We start from the raw sequence: 15,719 nt of genomic DNA, 5'->3' as shown, positions 1-15,719 counted from the left end.
CGTTATCCAAACCCCTACACCGCTGCGTCGAATGTCATTGCCTTCGATGCGGTCTACATGGAAAAGACCGGCGGATTCTTTTTTATGTGGGGCGACTGATCCGGATTCAATAATTATGCTATCTTTGTACTAAACACCAAACTCCATTTACGATGAAACGAATTCTTTTCCTTCTCAGCCTGCCGCTTCTCTTCACCGCCTGCGGCGACAAGGGCGGCGATCCGCCGACACCCCCCCCCACGCCGCCGAATGAGGCTCCTGCGGTACTTCTGTCGCGTGAAAATCCCATCCGCTTCTCGGCTGCCGCGACCGAGAGTTACACCGTAACCGTCACTTCCGACCTGGCGTGGAAAGCCTCGTCGGACAAGGCGTGGTGCAAAGTCATCTCTGCCGCGGGCAAATTCACCGTCTCGGCCGATCCCAACACCACGGACCGCGAGCCCGACGCGGCCACCGTCAGTATCGAGGCCGGCGGCAAAACCTGCGCCGCGCTCACCGTAACGCAGGAGGCCGAGTTGACCGAATATCCCGCGACGATCGAAGCCCTGCAGGCCGCCGTCTGCAAAACATGGGTTTTCGATAAAACAGGCACTATCGGCTTCCCCTATGAATCGCTGACCCTGATGTCCGACTCGTTCCTGCTCGTTCCGGTCGGCAGCGAAGTGCGCTCCCAGGCCCCCGCCGTCCCCGTGATCTCGGGAACTTACGTCGTTTTGGGGGATTTGAGGGCTTTGGTGCTTCTGGATCGCGAACAGAATTCGGTTTGCAATATTCGATTCGACGAACTGCATGCGGGCAGCGCCGCAATAACAGTGGTTTTCCCCAACGGGAACGCACATGTCTCCAAGATGACCGCCTCCCCCGTGAGCGAAGACCTGCCTTCGGCGCGCCGGCTGAAAAGCCTGAAAGCCGTGATCCCCGGCGAAGGAACCGTCGAGTTCCGCTTCACATGGCAGGACGGCCGCCTGGCGAAGATCGAGGGCAGCGGCGACGGCGAGACTGCGGCCTGCCGCCTCGACTACGCCCCCGGCAAGCTGACCGCGACGCTCGAAGGACGTTTTACGGACGATGACGGGGTTTACGACGCGGCCGTTACGGCGGTCTATACCCTCGACGCCTAGGGCCGCGCCGTGCGCATTGCGGCCACCGATACGAAGAACAAGACGTTCCTCGGGGCCGCCAATCTCGCTTATAACTCCGCCGGACGGCTCTGTTTCTACGAATTGACCGACGACCGGGCGCAGTTCGTCGCCTTTTGTCAGGCGACATGGACGGACGGCGATCTGGTGAAAGAGTACGTGAAGGAGCGTTTCGACTGGGACCCTAACGGCGACGGGGTTCCCGATTTCGACTTGAACGGCGACGGGGTATACAACCAGGAGGATATTCTGGAATATACGTGGAACAAGGTCGAATATCGCTACTCCCCGACGGAGAACGTCGCGGGACTGATGCTTCCGTTCGAGGCCCCGGAGGTTTTCAGCTTCGATTTCGACGACGACGGTCTGGGCTTTGGCTACATCGGCTATCTGGCCGGGGTGATGGGGCCGGGCACGAAGCACCTGCTGTCGAACGCCGGACGCGATTTCCGCTATGAGTTCGACGCCGAGGGCTACCCGACGAAGGTTTCGGTCGTCGACGGTTCCGACAGCTTCGACTGCACGCTGGAGTTCGCCTGGCCCGAATAACCCGGTTTCGGTTTTGTAACGTCGCACCGCTGCATTGTTCATGGATATTTCCGTGACGATACGGCGGTGCGATTTTTCCCGGTAGTCGTTGCCGTATTCCGTGCGGCGTGTTTTCTCTTTTGCAGATTTGTCCTATCTTTGCAGTCCCAATTCAGACGGGGACTCCCGGCTGTAACAAATTCGGATTATGACCTTTTTCTCTGTTATCGAAATTGTGGGTACGCTGGCCTTCGCCATCAGCGGTATCCGGCTGGCTGCGGCGAAACGCTTCGACTGGTTCGGGGCCTATGTCGTGGGAATCACTACGGCGATAGGAGGTGGTACGATGCGCGACATCATGCTGGACCTGACGCCGTTCTGGATGCTGAACGGCGATTACCTGGTCGTTACGGCCTTCGCCCTGGCGATCGTTATCGGCCTGCGCAAATACCTCGTCCGCCTCGACAATACGTTTTATATCTTCGACGCCGTCGGCCTGGGCCTGTTTACCGTCGTGGGGATCGAGAAGACCCTCGCCGCGGGATTCCCGATGTGGGTGGCCGTCGTTATGGGTACGATCACGGGCGCTGCCGGAGGTGTCCTGCGTGATATCCTCATCAACGAGGAACCGCTGATCTTCCGCAAGGAAATCTACGCCCTGGCCTGTGTTTTCGGCGGCGTGGTTTTCTGGGGATGCCAACTGCTGGGGCTTTCGGGCGCCGCGCTCCAGATTGCCGCCGCCGTAAGCGTCATTGCGGTCCGGATCGTCGCCGTAGTTTTCAAACTCCGCCTTCCGGTACTGAAATAACCGTCCTGTCGGCGTAAAACGCCGGGTTTTAGATTGCGGGAGGACGGTCGGTATGCTGATTGTCCGGTCGCGCGTGCTCTGTTTTCCGTCGGTTCCGGACTCCCGTCATAGAAAACCCCGCCGTTCCCTTTCGGGCGGCGGGGTTCTTCGTTTTTAGGGCCGTTATTCGAGTGTCCGGGTATCCTTGAAATAGATGTCCAGTAATTCCTTGGCGGCGATGAACGACGAGATTTTGTCTTCCAGCACGCGCTTTTCATACTCCCCGATATGGGCCTCTACGGCCGGGTCTCGGTAGAAACTGTTGCGCAGCACCTCGTTGATCGATTCGTACATCCAATATTTGTTCTGGCGGTTGCGGTTGTGCTGGAAATAGCCGTTCTTCTGGATATGGTCGAGATATTCCTCCACTCCCTTCCAAACCTCCTCCAAACCTGTTTTGGCCACCGCCGACGAGGTGTATACCTTGGGCCGCCAGCCCGATTCGGGCATGGGGAAGAGCCTCAGTGCGCCCTGAAACTGCGTCTGCGCCAGTTCAGCCTTGTGGATGTTCTCGCCGTCGGCCTTGGTGATGACCATCAGGTCGGCCATCTCCATAATACCGCGCTTGATGCCTTGCAGCTCGTCGCCTGCGCCGGAAATCTGCAACAGCATGAAGAGGTCGACCATCGAATGCACGGCTGTTTCCGACTGCCCGACGCCGACCGTCTCGATGAATACCACGTCGAATCCGGCGGCCTCGCACAGTACGATCGTCTCGCGCGTCTTGCGGGCTACGCCGCCCAGCGATCCCGCCGAGGGCGAGGGCCGCACGAAGACGGAGGGGTTGTTGCAGATGCTCTCCATGCGGGTTTTGTCGCCGAGGATCGATCCGCCGCTGCGCTCCGACGAGGGGTCGATGGCCAGCACGGCCAGTTTGTGCCGCAATGAAACGACCATATTGCCGATGGCTTCGATAAAGGTCGACTTGCCGGCTCCCGGGACGCCCGTGATGCCGATGCGGACCGATTTTCCGGCGTGGGGCAGGCAGGCTTCGATGATCTCCTGCGCCTGCGCGTAATGCTCGGGATTGTTCGATTCGACGAGCGTGATGGCCTGCGAGAGGATGGTGATATTGCCCGCGAGTATGCCTGCGACATACTCTCCGGTAGAGAGCGCCTGCTTCTTGCGACGCTTGAAGTAAGGGTTTATTATCGGTTGATCTTCAACGCCCTGTGTGACGTTGAGGGCTGTGTCGTGGTGCGTGTCTGCGTACTCTTTTTCGTAGTGGTCTATCTTGGTGAATGACATGGTATGTTACCGGGTTGATTGTTCGATCAGTTTTTCATTGATTTGTAGTGAGTTTCCCATCCACAGGGCACGGTTTTTGGCGTCGGTCAGCACGCCGAACGGCAGGTAGGTCACGCCGAATGCCGTGAAACCCTTTTCGGCGTTGAGGACTACCGTGAGCCGCTCCGAAAGGTAGGGGCGCAGCAGCGGGGCGATTTTCGCGGCATCTTCCTTGGTTACGACGATTACGCGTAGTTTGGTCCCTAATTTGCCCGTGAGTTCCTTCAGGCGTTCGAGCGAGGTTTTGCATGCGGGGTTCGTCGAATGGTAGAACTCGATGTAAGTCATCGGGGCCGGGATCGGCTGGCGGTCGTCGAGCCATGCCTGGGCTTTGAGTTCGGGGACGCGTTCGCCGAGGGCGATGTTCTGGGCCGTGACGCCTGCGGATGCGAAACCCGCGGCCAACAACCATATAAGCAGCACTTTCTTCATAAGAGAGCCTCGTTTTATTCGATAAAGATAACAATTATTTGCCATATGGACCAATTTTTTAGGATCAAGTTATGAAAATAGGACTCGACACGGCTCCCGCCACACCCCGCGGGACCTACTCCCAACACCTTGCCAAAGTGTTGGCTCATTATGCTCCGGAACATGAATATGTCGTTGATGGAAAGTCATATAAACAGGTTGACCTCTACCATGGCTTTAAGCCGTCGCTGCCGCTTGCCGTCCGCCTGCGGCGCGTGCCTTCGGTGATGACGGTCCCGAACCTCAATTTCCTGCGTTACCCTCAGCTTTATACGCTTTCCGAGCGGCTCTTCGCCCTTACGCTCTATCGCCGTGCGCTGCGGCGGGCCAGCCGGGTTATCACGGTCAGCACTCCGGCCCGCGAAGAGTTGTCGGAACGCCTCAGCATCGACCCGTCGAAAATCGAAGTCATGATGCCGCTGGCGGCTCCCGTGCCGCGTGAGAATCCATCTCAAGCGGAACTTGAACATACAAGGCGTAAGTATGGTTTGCCAGAGCGGTTTATATTGATGTTAGGAACTGTCGAACCGCGCCACAACCACGAGGCGGTTTTCGATGCCCTGCTCGCTATGGAGTCCACCGCCGGGGTGGTCGTCTGCGGCCGCCGTACGGCCTACTCCGATTTTTTGTTGGACTATGCCCGCGAACGTCATATCGCGACCCGGGTGGATTTTATCTACGAACTGACCCCGGCGGACCTTCCGGCGCTGTTCCGCCTCGCGCGAATCTTTGTTTACCTGCCCGACGCCGATGCCGAAGCGTCGATTGTTCCCGTGGTCGAGGCCCTGCGCGCGGGGCTGCCGATGGTGCTGAGCGACACGCAGATCAACCGTGAAGCGGCCGGAAACGCCGCGGCCTATGTGCGTCCCGAAGTGCCGGGCGAGGTTCTTGCGGCGCTTGAAAATGCCCTGGAAGACGAGTCGTGGCGCCGCACGATGCGCGACCGGGAACGCCGCCGTGCGGAACTCTTTTCCGAATACGCCGTCGCCGAACGGCTCATGCAGATTTACACGTCGCTGTAACCCGCCGTTTCAGGATGCGAACGGTTTGGCGCAACGCTTTCCGTCTGATTCTGTGCCCGCCCCTCTTTGAGCCCCTTTCCCGATCGGCAAAACGACGGACGGTCCTTTTCGAAGGGCCGTCCGTCTGCATTTTCGGGGGGGGGGAGAACGGGATCAGTCGGTGTGCCCTTCGGGACACGGCTGGGTCACGTCCTGCCCCGGGTAGCCGTAGCCGATAGCCCTTACGGGGTTCTGCTGCGTGCCTTTTTCGGAGATCGTCAGTCCCGTGAACGTCGAACAGCTGTAAACCGTGCCGTTGTTGCTCCCGACCAGCGCTCCGGCACTAACGGTATATTGTCCAGTCGCCACGATGCTGCTCGCGCTGTTGTGGCAGGTATGCATCACGGACGAAGATTGGTACATATAGCCCACGATGCCCCCGACACGGGTAGAATTACCCGCATTCACCAGGATGTTTCCGTTTTGTTGGGTGCATCCGGTGATGATTGTGCCGCTGTAATCCCCCGCAATGCCGCCTGCATAGATCGTGTTCGCCTGCGCGTTTGTCGCCGTCAGCGCTCCCGTATGGGTGCATCCGGTGATTGTGCCCTCGCAATACCCCGCGATGCCGCCCAAACGAACCGTAGCTGTTTGGGTGCCGCTGTAAGCTACATCGCCGGCGAGCGTCAGGTTCGAGATACTGCCGCCGCTACAATACCCGAAAAGCCCGAGACTTGTTCCGTCCTTGTCCGAAAACTGGAACGTGCCGCCGACGGTGTGGTTCCCTCCGTCGAAATTCCCGCCGAAAAAGGATTCACCCGTTCCGATGGGCAGCCACGGCTCCGCCTCGGAGGTTTGGATGCCGGAGATGTCCCCTGTCAGCAGGAAGTATTTGCCTTTATAAGTTTCTCCGGTTCTTACGGTCCGTGCCAGGGCCCGCAGGTTCGTTTCGGTTGTGATTCGGTAAGGATCGTTCTGGGCGCCCGTTCCGCCTTCGTAGATTTTGCGTGCGGTCCATTTCGCGGTCCCGAGTGTCAGGGGATAACACTTTCCGGCTTCGAGCTTTGCGCCCTTGACCGTGGCGGTGTAGACGCTCGTTCCGACGATCAGGTCGATTTCGAGCTCCTTTCCCGTCAGTTCGGTCCCGGGATTGACGGAGAGATAGACGGATTGTTCCGTGTTGCCGGTAAACGGCGAACTGCCTGACTGGATGATTTTGTTGGCTACCGAACTGCTTTTGCGTACCGCCTCCCCGGAAGTGATGTCGTAAGAACCGTAGTAGAAGATTTCAGAGCCGTCCTCCGAACCGATCCTCAGCCGGGAGAGGACACCCGAGGCCCCTTCGGGCAGGGTGACGTTGAGTTTGAGCACGGCGAAGAGGGGCTTGAATTTCAACTGTCGGGTTTCGGCGTCGTAGGCGGCGTACAGCGGGTAGATCTCGGGCAGGCCAGATGCCGAGGTTCTATAAGCGCCGATGCCGATGCCTATGCTCGCCGGATTGAAGAAAGAAGATAAGGTTCCCGCGTAGGCGGCATAGGCGGGCATTCCCTCATATCCCGCGGGAGCTGTAAACGAAGCGGTTTTACCGTCGGTCGAGATGCTTTGGGCGGTAAATTTGTAGAGTGTTCCGGCCGATGTGGTACCTGTTTCGGCACTGTTGACGACATAAATCTTGTCGTTCCGTTGCCATTTGAGTTCGATTTTGTTAGCACCGTCGTCCGATGCCGAGACGCGGGTTTCGGGTGCATCGTCCATCGTGGCGGTGATGGTGAAGGGGGTGGTGGAGCCGGAGGTGTCCGGAGTTCCGGGTTCGGCCGTGTCGTCTTTCGAGCAGGCGAGCACTGCAAGGGCCGCGAGAGCCGCGGCGCAGCGGAGGATGGGTTTCGTATTCATGGCCGTCGGAGTTATTGGTTTGCCGATTCCCACGAATCGTCGTAGGTGATGTCCTCGAGAAGGCGGGCGGATTCGGCGAATCCTTTTTCGACGGCGATGTCGAAAGCGGTGATTTCAGGGGTCAGGTACTCGGACCCCCCCCCGTGTTCGGAGTGGTTTTCATTTGCATAAGTGCTTGGTTTTAGTGATGCCTATGAACAAAGTTATGAAAAAAAGACGAAACCGCAAAATTTTTTCGGGCCTACCTGTTCCGTCCGGACCTGCGGGATGGAATTCCCGGCTTTCGAATCGTAACTTCTCCGAAGCCGGTCGGACCCCGAATCGTCCTTTCCGACACATCCTGCGAATTTCGAAGCCAAAGTATTGCCAAAAAAAGTCCGTCTAATTTTGGCGATTCTGAAAGATTCGCCTATCTTTGTGTTCGCAAAATAACAACGAACGAAAATACACATAAATATTCACTAACTTAAATTTAATTTTTGCTATGAAAGTTTCTCATATCGAGCATCTTGGCATTGCCGTGAAGAGTCTCGACGAGGCAATTCCCTATTGGGAAAACGTATTGGGCCTGAAGTGCTACGCCATCGAAGAGGTTGCCGACCAAAAGGTCCGCACGGCGTTCTTCATGCTGGGTCAGACCAAGATCGAGTTGCTGGAGCCCACTTCGGAGGAGTCGACGATCGCCAAGTACATCGAAAACCGCGGAGTCGGTATTCATCACATGGCGCTGGCCTGTGAGAACATCGAGGAGCAGCTTGCCGACGCGGAGGCCAAAGGCATCCGCCTGATCGACAAGACTCCGCGCAAGGGCGCCGAGGGTATGACCATCGCCTTCCTGCACCCGAAATCGACCCAGGGCATCCTGACGGAGCTTTGCGAAAACAAAAACAAATAAGAGATTATGAGCCAGATTCAGGATAAGATCAACAAACTGATCGAGAACCGCGAGACGGCCCGCATGGGCGGCGGTCAGAAAGCGATCGACAAACAGCACGAAAAGGGCAAATATACCGCCCGTGAACGCATCCAGATGCTCCTCGACGAAGGTTCGTTCGAGGAGTTCGATATGTTTGTGACCCACCGCTGCTACGACTTCGGCATGGAGAAGAAGCACACCTTCGGCGACGGAGTGGTGACGGGTTACGGTACGATCGACGGACGTTTGGTGTATGTTTTCGCACAGGATTTCACCGTGACGGCCGGTTCGCTGTCGCTGTCGATGTCCGACAAAATCTGTAAGGTGATGGACATGGCGCTGCGTAACGGCGCGCCCTGCATCGGCATGAACGACTCGGGCGGCGCCCGTATCCAGGAGGGCGTCAACGCCCTGGCCGGCTATGCCAACATCTTCCAGCGCAACGTGATGTCGTCGGGCGTCATCCCGCAGATTTCGGCTATCTTCGGCCCCTGCGCCGGCGGTGCGGTTTATTCGCCCGCGCTGACCGACTTCATCATCATGAAGAAGGAGACTTCGAACATGTTCCTCACCGGCCCGAAGGTCGTGAAGACCGTGACGGGCGAGGACGTGACGCAGGAGCAGTTGGGCGGCGCCGCGATGCACACCACCAAGTCGGGCGTGGCGCAGTTTGCCGTTGACACCGAGGAGGAGGGCATTGAGCTGATCAAGAAGCTGATCTCCTACATGCCGCAGAACAACATGGAGGATGCTCCGCTGGCCGTCTGCACGGATAAGATCACCCGTCTGGAGGATTCGCTCAACGATATCATTCCCGACAGCGCCAACAAGCCTTACGACATGGCCGAGGTCATCAAAGCCATCGTCGACAACGGCGAGTTCCTCGAATCGGCTGCGGGTTATGCCAAGAACATCATCACCTGCTTCGCCCGTTTCAACGGACAGTCGGTGGGCATCATCGCCAACCAGCCCAAATTCATGGCCGGTGTGTTGGACATCAACGCCAGCCGCAAGGCCGCGCGTTTCATCCGTTTCTGCGACGCCTTCAACATCGCGATCGTCACCCTCGTGGACGTTCCGGGCTTCCTGCCGGGTACGACCCAGGAGTACGGCGGCGTGATCACCCACGGCGCGAAGCTGCTGTTCGCTTACTGCGAGGCTACGGTTCCCAAGGTTACCGTGACGCTGCGCAAGGCATACGGAGGCGCTTACATCGTGATGTCTTCGAAGCACATCCGCGGCGACATCAACTACGCATGGCCGACGGCCGAGATCGCTGTGATGGGCGCCAGCGGCGCTGTCGAGGTGCTCTACGGCAAGGAGGTGGCCGCTATTGCCGACCCGGCCGAGAAGGCGCAGTTCGTGGCTGACAAGGAGAAGGAGTACAACGACAAGTTCTCGAATCCCTACAACGCTGCCCGTTACGGTTATATCGACGACGTGATCGAGCCGCGCAATACGCGTTTCCGTGTGATTCGCGCCCTGCAGTCGCTGGCGACGAAGCGTTTGCAGAACCCCGCGAAGAAACATTCGAATATTCCCCTCTAACAGCCTGAGAAGATGATAATACTGACTGTAACGAACTGGGGATGGTCCGAGATACTCTGGGTATCGCTGATCGGTTTCTGCCTGGTAGTTTTCCTGCTTGTGGCGCTGATCTTCATCATGAAGGGTTTCGGCGCCTGCTTCAAGGTTCGTCCTGCGAGCGGCAAGAAGGTCGACGCCCAGCCGATGATCAGCGACGAGGAGATCGCCGCCATCGCCACGGCGCTCAAAATCTACAAGGGAGCGCTGCACGATCGGGAGTCCGAGGTGCTGACCATTCTCAACATCAAGCGGGCCTATTCGCCCTGGAATTCGAAAATTCACGGTTTAACCCAGCTTCCCGACCGGAAATAGAACTTTTCGTAGGAGCATGACAACCCAAAAAAGAACATGAAAGATTACTCACTGAAAATCAACGGACATAATTACAACGTCCAGATCGACAACGTAAACGAGACCTCGACGGTTGCGCACGTCGTGGTCAACGGCGTGGATTACGAGGTCGAGATCGAGGGCGCCAAGTCTTCTTCGGCCTCCAAACCGCAGGTCGCCCCGGCTCCCAAGTCGGCAAACAGCGCCATGATCACCCCTTCGACGGCTACTCCTTCGCCGCGTATCGCTCCCGCTGCCCCCTCGTCGGGTTACAGCGTGAAATGCCCGCTGCCGGGTACGATCCTGAGCGTGAAGGTCGCTGCCGGCGATACCATCACGGCAGGCCAGACGCTCGTAGTGCTCGAAGCCATGAAGATGGAGAACAACATCGACGCGGACCGCGGTGGTGTTGTGAAGCAGGTCCTCGTACAGCAGGGCGCTACGGTAATGGAAGGCGACGTTTTAATCGTAATCGAATAGGCTTATGTGGAGTGTATTGACTTCCGGCTCCAACTTCGTGCTGGACAGTCTGGAAAATTTTGCCGCGTCGACCGGTGTCGCCGGCCTCTTCGCCAATATGGGGTGGGGCAGCCTGATTATGATTTGTGTGGCCTTCTTCCTGTTGTACCTCGCCATCAAGCATAAGTTCGAGCCGCTGCTGCTGCTGACCATTGCGTTCGGCATGCTGCTGACGAACCTTCCCGGAGCCAACCTCTTCCACACGGACCTTTTTGCCGGAGGACACGTTCATTGGGATATTTTCGTCGCCAATGCAGGGCTTCTCGATTACCTCTACCTGGGCGTGAAACTCGGTATTTACCCCTGCCTTATCTTCGTGGGCGTGGGAGCCATGACCGACTTCGGTCCGCTGATCGCCAATCCCAAGAGTTTTCTGCTGGGCGCTGCCGCCCAGATCGGTATCTTTTTGACGTTCATCGGCGCTTATGCGCTCGGGTTCACGCCCGACCAGGCGGCTTCGATCGGTATCATCGGCGGCGCCGACGGTCCTACGTCGATCTACCTCACCGCAATCCTGGCGCCCGAACTGCTCGGCCCGATCGCCGTGGCCGCATACTCTTACATGGCTCTCGTGCCGGTGATCCAGCCGCCTATCATGCGTCTGCTCACTTCGGAGAAGGAGCGTAAGATCAAGATGCGCCAGCTGCGTCCGGTGTCGAAGACCGAGAAGATCCTCTTTCCGCTGATCATCACCGTGATTATCGCGCTGCTGCTGCCGTCGGCTGCTCCCCTCGTAGGCTGCCTCATGCTGGGCAACCTGATGAAGGAGTGCGGCGTGGTGGACCGTCTGTCGAAGACGGTGCAGAACGAGCTGATGAACATCGTCGTTATCTTCCTGGGCCTTACGGTGGGTGCTACGGCTACGGCCGAGGCGTTCCTCAATTCGCGGACGCTGTTCATCCTCGTGTTGGGTGTCATTGCCTTCGCGATGGGTACTGCCGGCGGCGTGCTGCTGGCCAAACTGATGAATGCTTTGAGCAAAGAGGGTAACAAGATCAACCCGCTGATCGGTTCGGCCGGTGTTTCGGCTGTTCCGATGGCCGCCCGCGTGTCGCAGACCGAGGGTCAGAAGGCCGATCCTTCGAACTTCCTGCTGATGCACGCCATGGGTCCCAACGTGGCCGGTGTGGTAGGTTCGGCGGTTGCCGCAGGTATCCTGCTTTCGTTCCTCGGATAAGAGATCGATTCCGGGCCGCAGGGCCCGATGCCTGATAAGAAGAGGGTTCCGGTTCGCCGGAACCTCTTTTTTTTGCGCTCCGTTCATTGCATATGTAGCTTTTTTTGCTATATTTACGAAACCGAACTCTTCAAATACCCGATTGCCATGAAACGTTTGATTACATGGACCGTGTGCTTCGTATTGCTGCATGCCGCCGCCTTTGCGGACGGACCGGCACAAGTTGACGGCCAATCTGTGCCTGAGATGCCTAAGTTCGGGGGAGGAGGCCCCGTCACCTTTAAACGCTGGGTGTTGCGGAACCTCGACCTTTCGGGCAGTCTTTTCAGCGAAGGCGATGAAATTCGCGGGGAAGTGTCGTTCGTGGTGGCTAAAAACGGAAAGCTCAGGGAACTAGACGTGTCGAAACTCGGGGTATCGGCCCTTGGCAGGCGTATCGAAAAAGCCATTGCCGCGTCGCCCGCATGGGCGCCTGCCATGCAGGACGGGAAGCCGCAGGCGCAGGCGGTGAAGGTGCTTTTCGACCTGCGGCTGGTGCGCGATGCTTTCGGGGCGCTTCGTGCCGAGGATATTGCCGCTTACAGGCAGGCCGACAAGTCGCCGGCTTTCCGGGGCGGCGGTCCCAGGGAGTTTCAGGCGTGGATGGTCCACCTGGCCGACAGCTTGACAGGCACTTCTGTGGAGGAGTTGCAGTCCCGGGTGTCGCTCCGCTTCGTGGTCGAATGCGACGGTACGATGTCGGACCTCGATTTGCAGGCGCGGCGCGGCAAGGGCTATTCGACGAAAAAGGTGCGGCAACGCCACTATGCGGTTCCGGTCTGGACCCCTGCCGTGATCGACGGCGAGCCGGTTCGCTTCCGCACCTCCATATCGCTCGATTTCAGTCCCGAATCCGAAAAGGCCGAAGCCGCCGATTCGAGCGGACTTCCTTCGCCTTACCTGGTTGCCGAGAAGATGCCCGAGTTCCAGGGCGGCGACCTGAATACCTTCCGCATTTGGGTACAGCAACATCTCAAATATCCTTCGGAACTTTACCGGGAGGGCATCGGGGGCCGTGTCGTGGTTACCTTCGTCATCGAGCGCGACGGGGCGCTTTCGTCGATCAAGGTGATGCGTTCGCCGCATCCGCTGTTTACGGACGCGGTCGTGCAGGTCTTGGAACAATCGCCGTTGTGGAAGCCCGGTATACAGAAAGACCGGGCGGTCCGGGTGAAATACACGCTGCCGGTCGATTTCCGGATTCCGCCGGGGACGCAGGCTTCCGGAGCCGGAAATTTCGGCCGGAGTCCGGGCGCCTCCCGCTCGTATTGACGCAATATCCGGCGTGGGTTTGTTTCCGGATACCTTTTGAAGTCGGTCCTACATTAGCATTGTGAATGATGAATAGTTCCTGTCTGATTCGTTTTGCCCTGGTTGCGGGAGTGTTTTGCGCACTCCTTCCCGGGCGCGCCTCGTCCTTGGGACATGCGGCGCCGGACGATCCTCCGGCTGCCGATTCCGTGTCCGTGGTGACTTTGGATTCCCTTTCGGGCGATGCGCCTTTCCTGCTTGCCGATCCGATGCCTGCTTTCAACGGGGGCGATATTACGGCGTTCTGCCATTGGGTGCAGGAGCGGCTGGTCTATCCCGACGAGGCGATCGAAAGTTGTATCCGCGGTCGTGTGGTGATCGCGTTCGTTGTCGAACGCGACGGCACGGTGGGCGAGGTAACCACGCTGGCGTCGCCCGATCGTGTGCTTTCCGAGGCTGCCATGCGCGTCGTGCGGCAGTCGCCTGTCTGGACTCCCGGCATGCGTGACGGGGAGCCCGTACGGGTTCAGTTCACCATTCCGATTGATTTCAACGTACATGCGGAACCCGAGCAGCAGGTGATGCCGACATTCCAGGGCGGCGACCGGATAGCGTTCAAACGCTGGGTGCTCCGCAATCTCGAATTGCAGGACGACGTCTTCTATCCCGGGGATGAAGGCTGGGTCGATGCTGAATTCTGCGTCAACAAGAAAGGCCGGGTCCGGAAGGTCGACACGCCGGGGTTCAGCGATGTGGATTTCGCCAACCGGATTCGCCGGGCGATCTCGTCGTCGCCCGACTGGACGCCCGCCGAAAAGCCTTATGACGTTTATTTTAAGATGCGTTTCAACCTGTTGCTGCATCGCACGCCCGAAGGGCTTCGTTCCGAAGATTATACGGCTTACAAGCAGGTCGACAAGCTGCCGCTGTTCCATGGACGTGGGAGTTTCGAGGATTTCAGCAATTGGGTCTATAAGCAGGTGGACAGTTTGCTGGGGCCTTCGGTTTCTGCACCTCCGGCCCGGATTGTCGTGCGCTTCGTCGTCGAACGCGACGGTACGGTTACCGGTATCAGAGTAGCCCACTCCATGAAGCACACGGCTTTTTCGAAGCTGGTGCGACGGGCTGTCGATAACATCCCGCTGTGGTCCCCGGCCCAACTGGCCGGTGAAAAAGTCCGTTTCCAGGTCACGCAGATTCTCGATTTCCGGGAGGCGGAAAAGCGGCCGGCCAAAGACTCCACGGCGGTTTTCGACGTGGAGCCCAAGTTCCGCGGCGGCGGCCTGATGGAGTTCCGCCGCTGGGTGATGGAGACGGTCCGCTACCCGTCCGAGGCCCTGAAAACCGGTATCCAGGGCCGTGTCCTGGTGTCGTTCATCGTCGGCGCGGATGGTTCGGTCGGGTCGGTGGAGATTCTCCAATCGCCGTCGCAGCTTCTCTCCCGGGAGGTCGAAAATGCGCTTCGGACCGCTCCCGAATGGACCCCGGGTCGCAGGGACGGCGAGGCCGTACCTGCGAAATTCACGCTTCCCGTCGATTTCCGGATCGAGAAGGGCAAGCCGTGGCCCGTTCCCGGCGCCTCGTTCGGCAGCCGGACCCTCCGGCCGTGAATCGAGTCCCGCCCACAGCGCTTCCGGACACCGCAACTCCCTTGAACACGGGGCCGTTGCGGTTTTTTTTCGTGGTTTTCGATTTTGATTTTCAATTGTTTTTGCAGATCGAAAACTTTTTCGTACCTTTGCGCACCCGCAATGTGCGGGGAACGGATTACAATAAGTTAAATTAAACGTAAAAACAGTGGATTCATTAAGCTACAAGACTATCTCGGTGAATGCAGCGACCGCTACCAAGGAATGGGTGGTGATCGACGCTACGAACGAGGTATTGGGACGTCTTGCATCGCAGATCGCGAAGATCCTCCGAGGCAAGAACAAGCCCAGCTACACACCCCACGTCGATTGCGGTGACTATGTTATCGTCATCAACGCGGAGAAGGTGAAGCTCACGGGCAACAAAATGACCGACAAGGTCTACACGCGTCACACCGGATACCCCGGAGGCCAGCGTTTCGCTACGCCTGCCGATTATCTGGCAAAGAAACCGACGTTTATCATCGAGAAGGCCGTCAAGGGCATGCTGCCCAAGAACCGCCTGGGCGATAAACTGCTCACGAACCTGAAGGTGTATGCCGGCGAGGAGCATCCCCACGTCGCACAGAACCCGAAGACTATTAAATTAAACGAGATTAAGTAAGAGTTATGGAAGTTGTAAACACCGTAGGTCGTCGTAAGGCCGCTGTGGCTCGCGTATACGTGAAGCCGGGCAAGGGTCAGATTACAATCAACCGCAAAGCGCTTGAAGTTTACTTCCCGCTCGAAATTCTTCAGTATCAGGTGAAGCAGCCCCTGCTGGCTACCAACACCGCTGAGAATTACGACATCGTCATCAACCTCGATGGCGGTGGTATCACGGGACAGGCTTCGGCCGCTCGTCTGGGCATCGCACGCGCATTGTGCGAAATCGACGCTGAGATGCGTCCGGTACTGAAGAAAGCCGGATTCCTCACGCGCGATTCCCGCGAGGTTGAGCGTAAGAAGCCCGGTCAGCCCGGAGCACGCCGCAAGTTCCAGTTCAGCAAGCGTTAATACGCACGACCGGAATTTCGGCAACGCACGGCGTCGGTTTACAAACCAAGCGGACTACCTATATATTATATATCGCGTATTACCGCCCG

General features: G+C 58.1%; 16 protein-coding genes. 13 read left to right on the top strand and 3 right to left on the bottom strand.

The window, feature by feature from the left end; translation table 11 throughout:
* The first annotated feature begins 152 nt into the window (after positions 1 to 152).
* The 3 genes from KG007_RS07760 (at position 153) to KG007_RS07750 (ending at position 2,475) form a co-directional block, all read left to right on the top strand.
* A complete protein-coding gene (locus tag KG007_RS07760; RefSeq protein ID WP_213347995.1) occupies positions 153 to 1,121 on the top strand; it encodes a BACON domain-containing protein in 969 nt (322 codons plus the stop codon).
* A gap of 9 nt (positions 1,122 to 1,130) precedes the next feature.
* Positions 1,131 to 1,688 carry a hypothetical protein gene (locus KG007_RS07755; protein ID WP_213347993.1) on the top strand — a complete coding sequence of 186 codons (558 nt, stop codon included), beginning with the start codon at positions 1,131 to 1,133 and terminating at the stop codon, positions 1,686 to 1,688.
* A gap of 184 nt (positions 1,689 to 1,872) precedes the next feature.
* Entirely contained in the window at positions 1,873 to 2,475 is a 603-nt protein-coding gene (locus KG007_RS07750; RefSeq protein ID WP_394369665.1) for a trimeric intracellular cation channel family protein, read from the top strand.
* A 162-nt stretch (positions 2,476 to 2,637) separates the two neighbouring features.
* Here the strand turns inward: KG007_RS07750 and meaB are convergent, their stop codons facing one another.
* Complete coding sequence (gene meaB / locus KG007_RS07745) at positions 2,638 to 3,762, bottom strand: methylmalonyl Co-A mutase-associated GTPase MeaB (RefSeq protein ID WP_195460754.1); 1,125 nt, start codon at positions 3,760 to 3,762, stop codon at positions 2,638 to 2,640.
* Positions 3,763 to 3,768: 6 nt separating this feature from the next.
* Positions 3,769 to 4,233, bottom strand: coding sequence for a thioredoxin domain-containing protein (locus tag KG007_RS07740; RefSeq protein WP_195460752.1), 465 nt, complete (start codon positions 4,231 to 4,233; stop codon positions 3,769 to 3,771).
* A 71-nt stretch (positions 4,234 to 4,304) separates the two neighbouring features.
* Here KG007_RS07740 and KG007_RS07735 point away from each other — a divergent pair, with 71 nt between their 5' ends.
* Positions 4,305 to 5,294 carry a glycosyltransferase family 4 protein gene (locus KG007_RS07735; RefSeq protein ID WP_195460751.1) on the top strand — a complete coding sequence of 330 codons (990 nt, stop codon included), beginning with the start codon at positions 4,305 to 4,307 and terminating at the stop codon, positions 5,292 to 5,294.
* A 153-nt stretch (positions 5,295 to 5,447) separates the two neighbouring features.
* On the opposite strand, the gene KG007_RS07730 is transcribed toward KG007_RS07735, so the two are convergent.
* Positions 5,448 to 7,166: a hypothetical protein gene (locus tag KG007_RS07730; RefSeq protein WP_213347991.1), complete on the bottom strand. Its 1,719-nt coding sequence runs from the start codon at positions 7,164 to 7,166 to the stop codon at positions 5,448 to 5,450.
* A 484-nt stretch (positions 7,167 to 7,650) separates the two neighbouring features.
* Between KG007_RS07730 and mce the strand changes: the two genes are divergently transcribed.
* From mce to rpsI, 9 genes are all read left to right on the top strand, one after another.
* Positions 7,651 to 8,061, top strand: coding sequence for a methylmalonyl-CoA epimerase (mce, locus tag KG007_RS07725; protein ID WP_064976574.1), 411 nt, complete (start codon positions 7,651 to 7,653; stop codon positions 8,059 to 8,061).
* Positions 8,062 to 8,067: 6 nt separating this feature from the next.
* Positions 8,068 to 9,630: an acyl-CoA carboxylase subunit beta gene (locus KG007_RS07720; protein ID WP_195460747.1), complete on the top strand. Its 1,563-nt coding sequence runs from the start codon at positions 8,068 to 8,070 to the stop codon at positions 9,628 to 9,630.
* Positions 9,631 to 9,642: 12 nt separating this feature from the next.
* Positions 9,643 to 9,981: an OadG family protein gene (locus KG007_RS07715; protein ID WP_213347989.1), complete on the top strand. Its 339-nt coding sequence runs from the start codon at positions 9,643 to 9,645 to the stop codon at positions 9,979 to 9,981.
* Between the two features lie 36 nt (positions 9,982 to 10,017).
* Positions 10,018 to 10,479 carry a biotin/lipoyl-containing protein gene (locus KG007_RS07710; protein WP_195460744.1) on the top strand — a complete coding sequence of 154 codons (462 nt, stop codon included), beginning with the start codon at positions 10,018 to 10,020 and terminating at the stop codon, positions 10,477 to 10,479.
* Between the two features lie 4 nt (positions 10,480 to 10,483).
* Positions 10,484 to 11,695, top strand: coding sequence for a sodium ion-translocating decarboxylase subunit beta (locus KG007_RS07705; RefSeq protein WP_213347987.1), 1,212 nt, complete (start codon positions 10,484 to 10,486; stop codon positions 11,693 to 11,695).
* Between the two features lie 147 nt (positions 11,696 to 11,842).
* Positions 11,843 to 13,006, top strand: a complete 1,164-nt coding sequence (locus KG007_RS07700) for an energy transducer TonB (RefSeq protein WP_213347985.1) — start codon at positions 11,843 to 11,845, stop codon at positions 13,004 to 13,006.
* A 65-nt stretch (positions 13,007 to 13,071) separates the two neighbouring features.
* Positions 13,072 to 14,595: a TonB family protein gene (locus KG007_RS07695; RefSeq protein ID WP_213347983.1), complete on the top strand. Its 1,524-nt coding sequence runs from the start codon at positions 13,072 to 13,074 to the stop codon at positions 14,593 to 14,595.
* A gap of 187 nt (positions 14,596 to 14,782) precedes the next feature.
* Complete coding sequence (gene rplM / locus KG007_RS07690; protein WP_195460738.1) at positions 14,783 to 15,238, top strand: 50S ribosomal protein L13; 456 nt, start codon at positions 14,783 to 14,785, stop codon at positions 15,236 to 15,238.
* A gap of 5 nt (positions 15,239 to 15,243) precedes the next feature.
* Positions 15,244 to 15,630: a 30S ribosomal protein S9 gene (gene rpsI / locus KG007_RS07685; RefSeq protein ID WP_022061029.1), complete on the top strand. Its 387-nt coding sequence runs from the start codon at positions 15,244 to 15,246 to the stop codon at positions 15,628 to 15,630.
* Positions 15,631 to 15,719: the final 89 nt, after the last annotated feature.

This window comes from Alistipes montrealensis (genome assembly GCF_018362775.1).
Lineage (GTDB): Bacteria > Bacteroidota > Bacteroidia > Bacteroidales > Rikenellaceae > Alistipes > Alistipes montrealensis.
The sequence above is the reverse complement of the archived record's forward strand: the minus strand, read 5'-3'. Positions and strand labels throughout refer to the sequence as shown.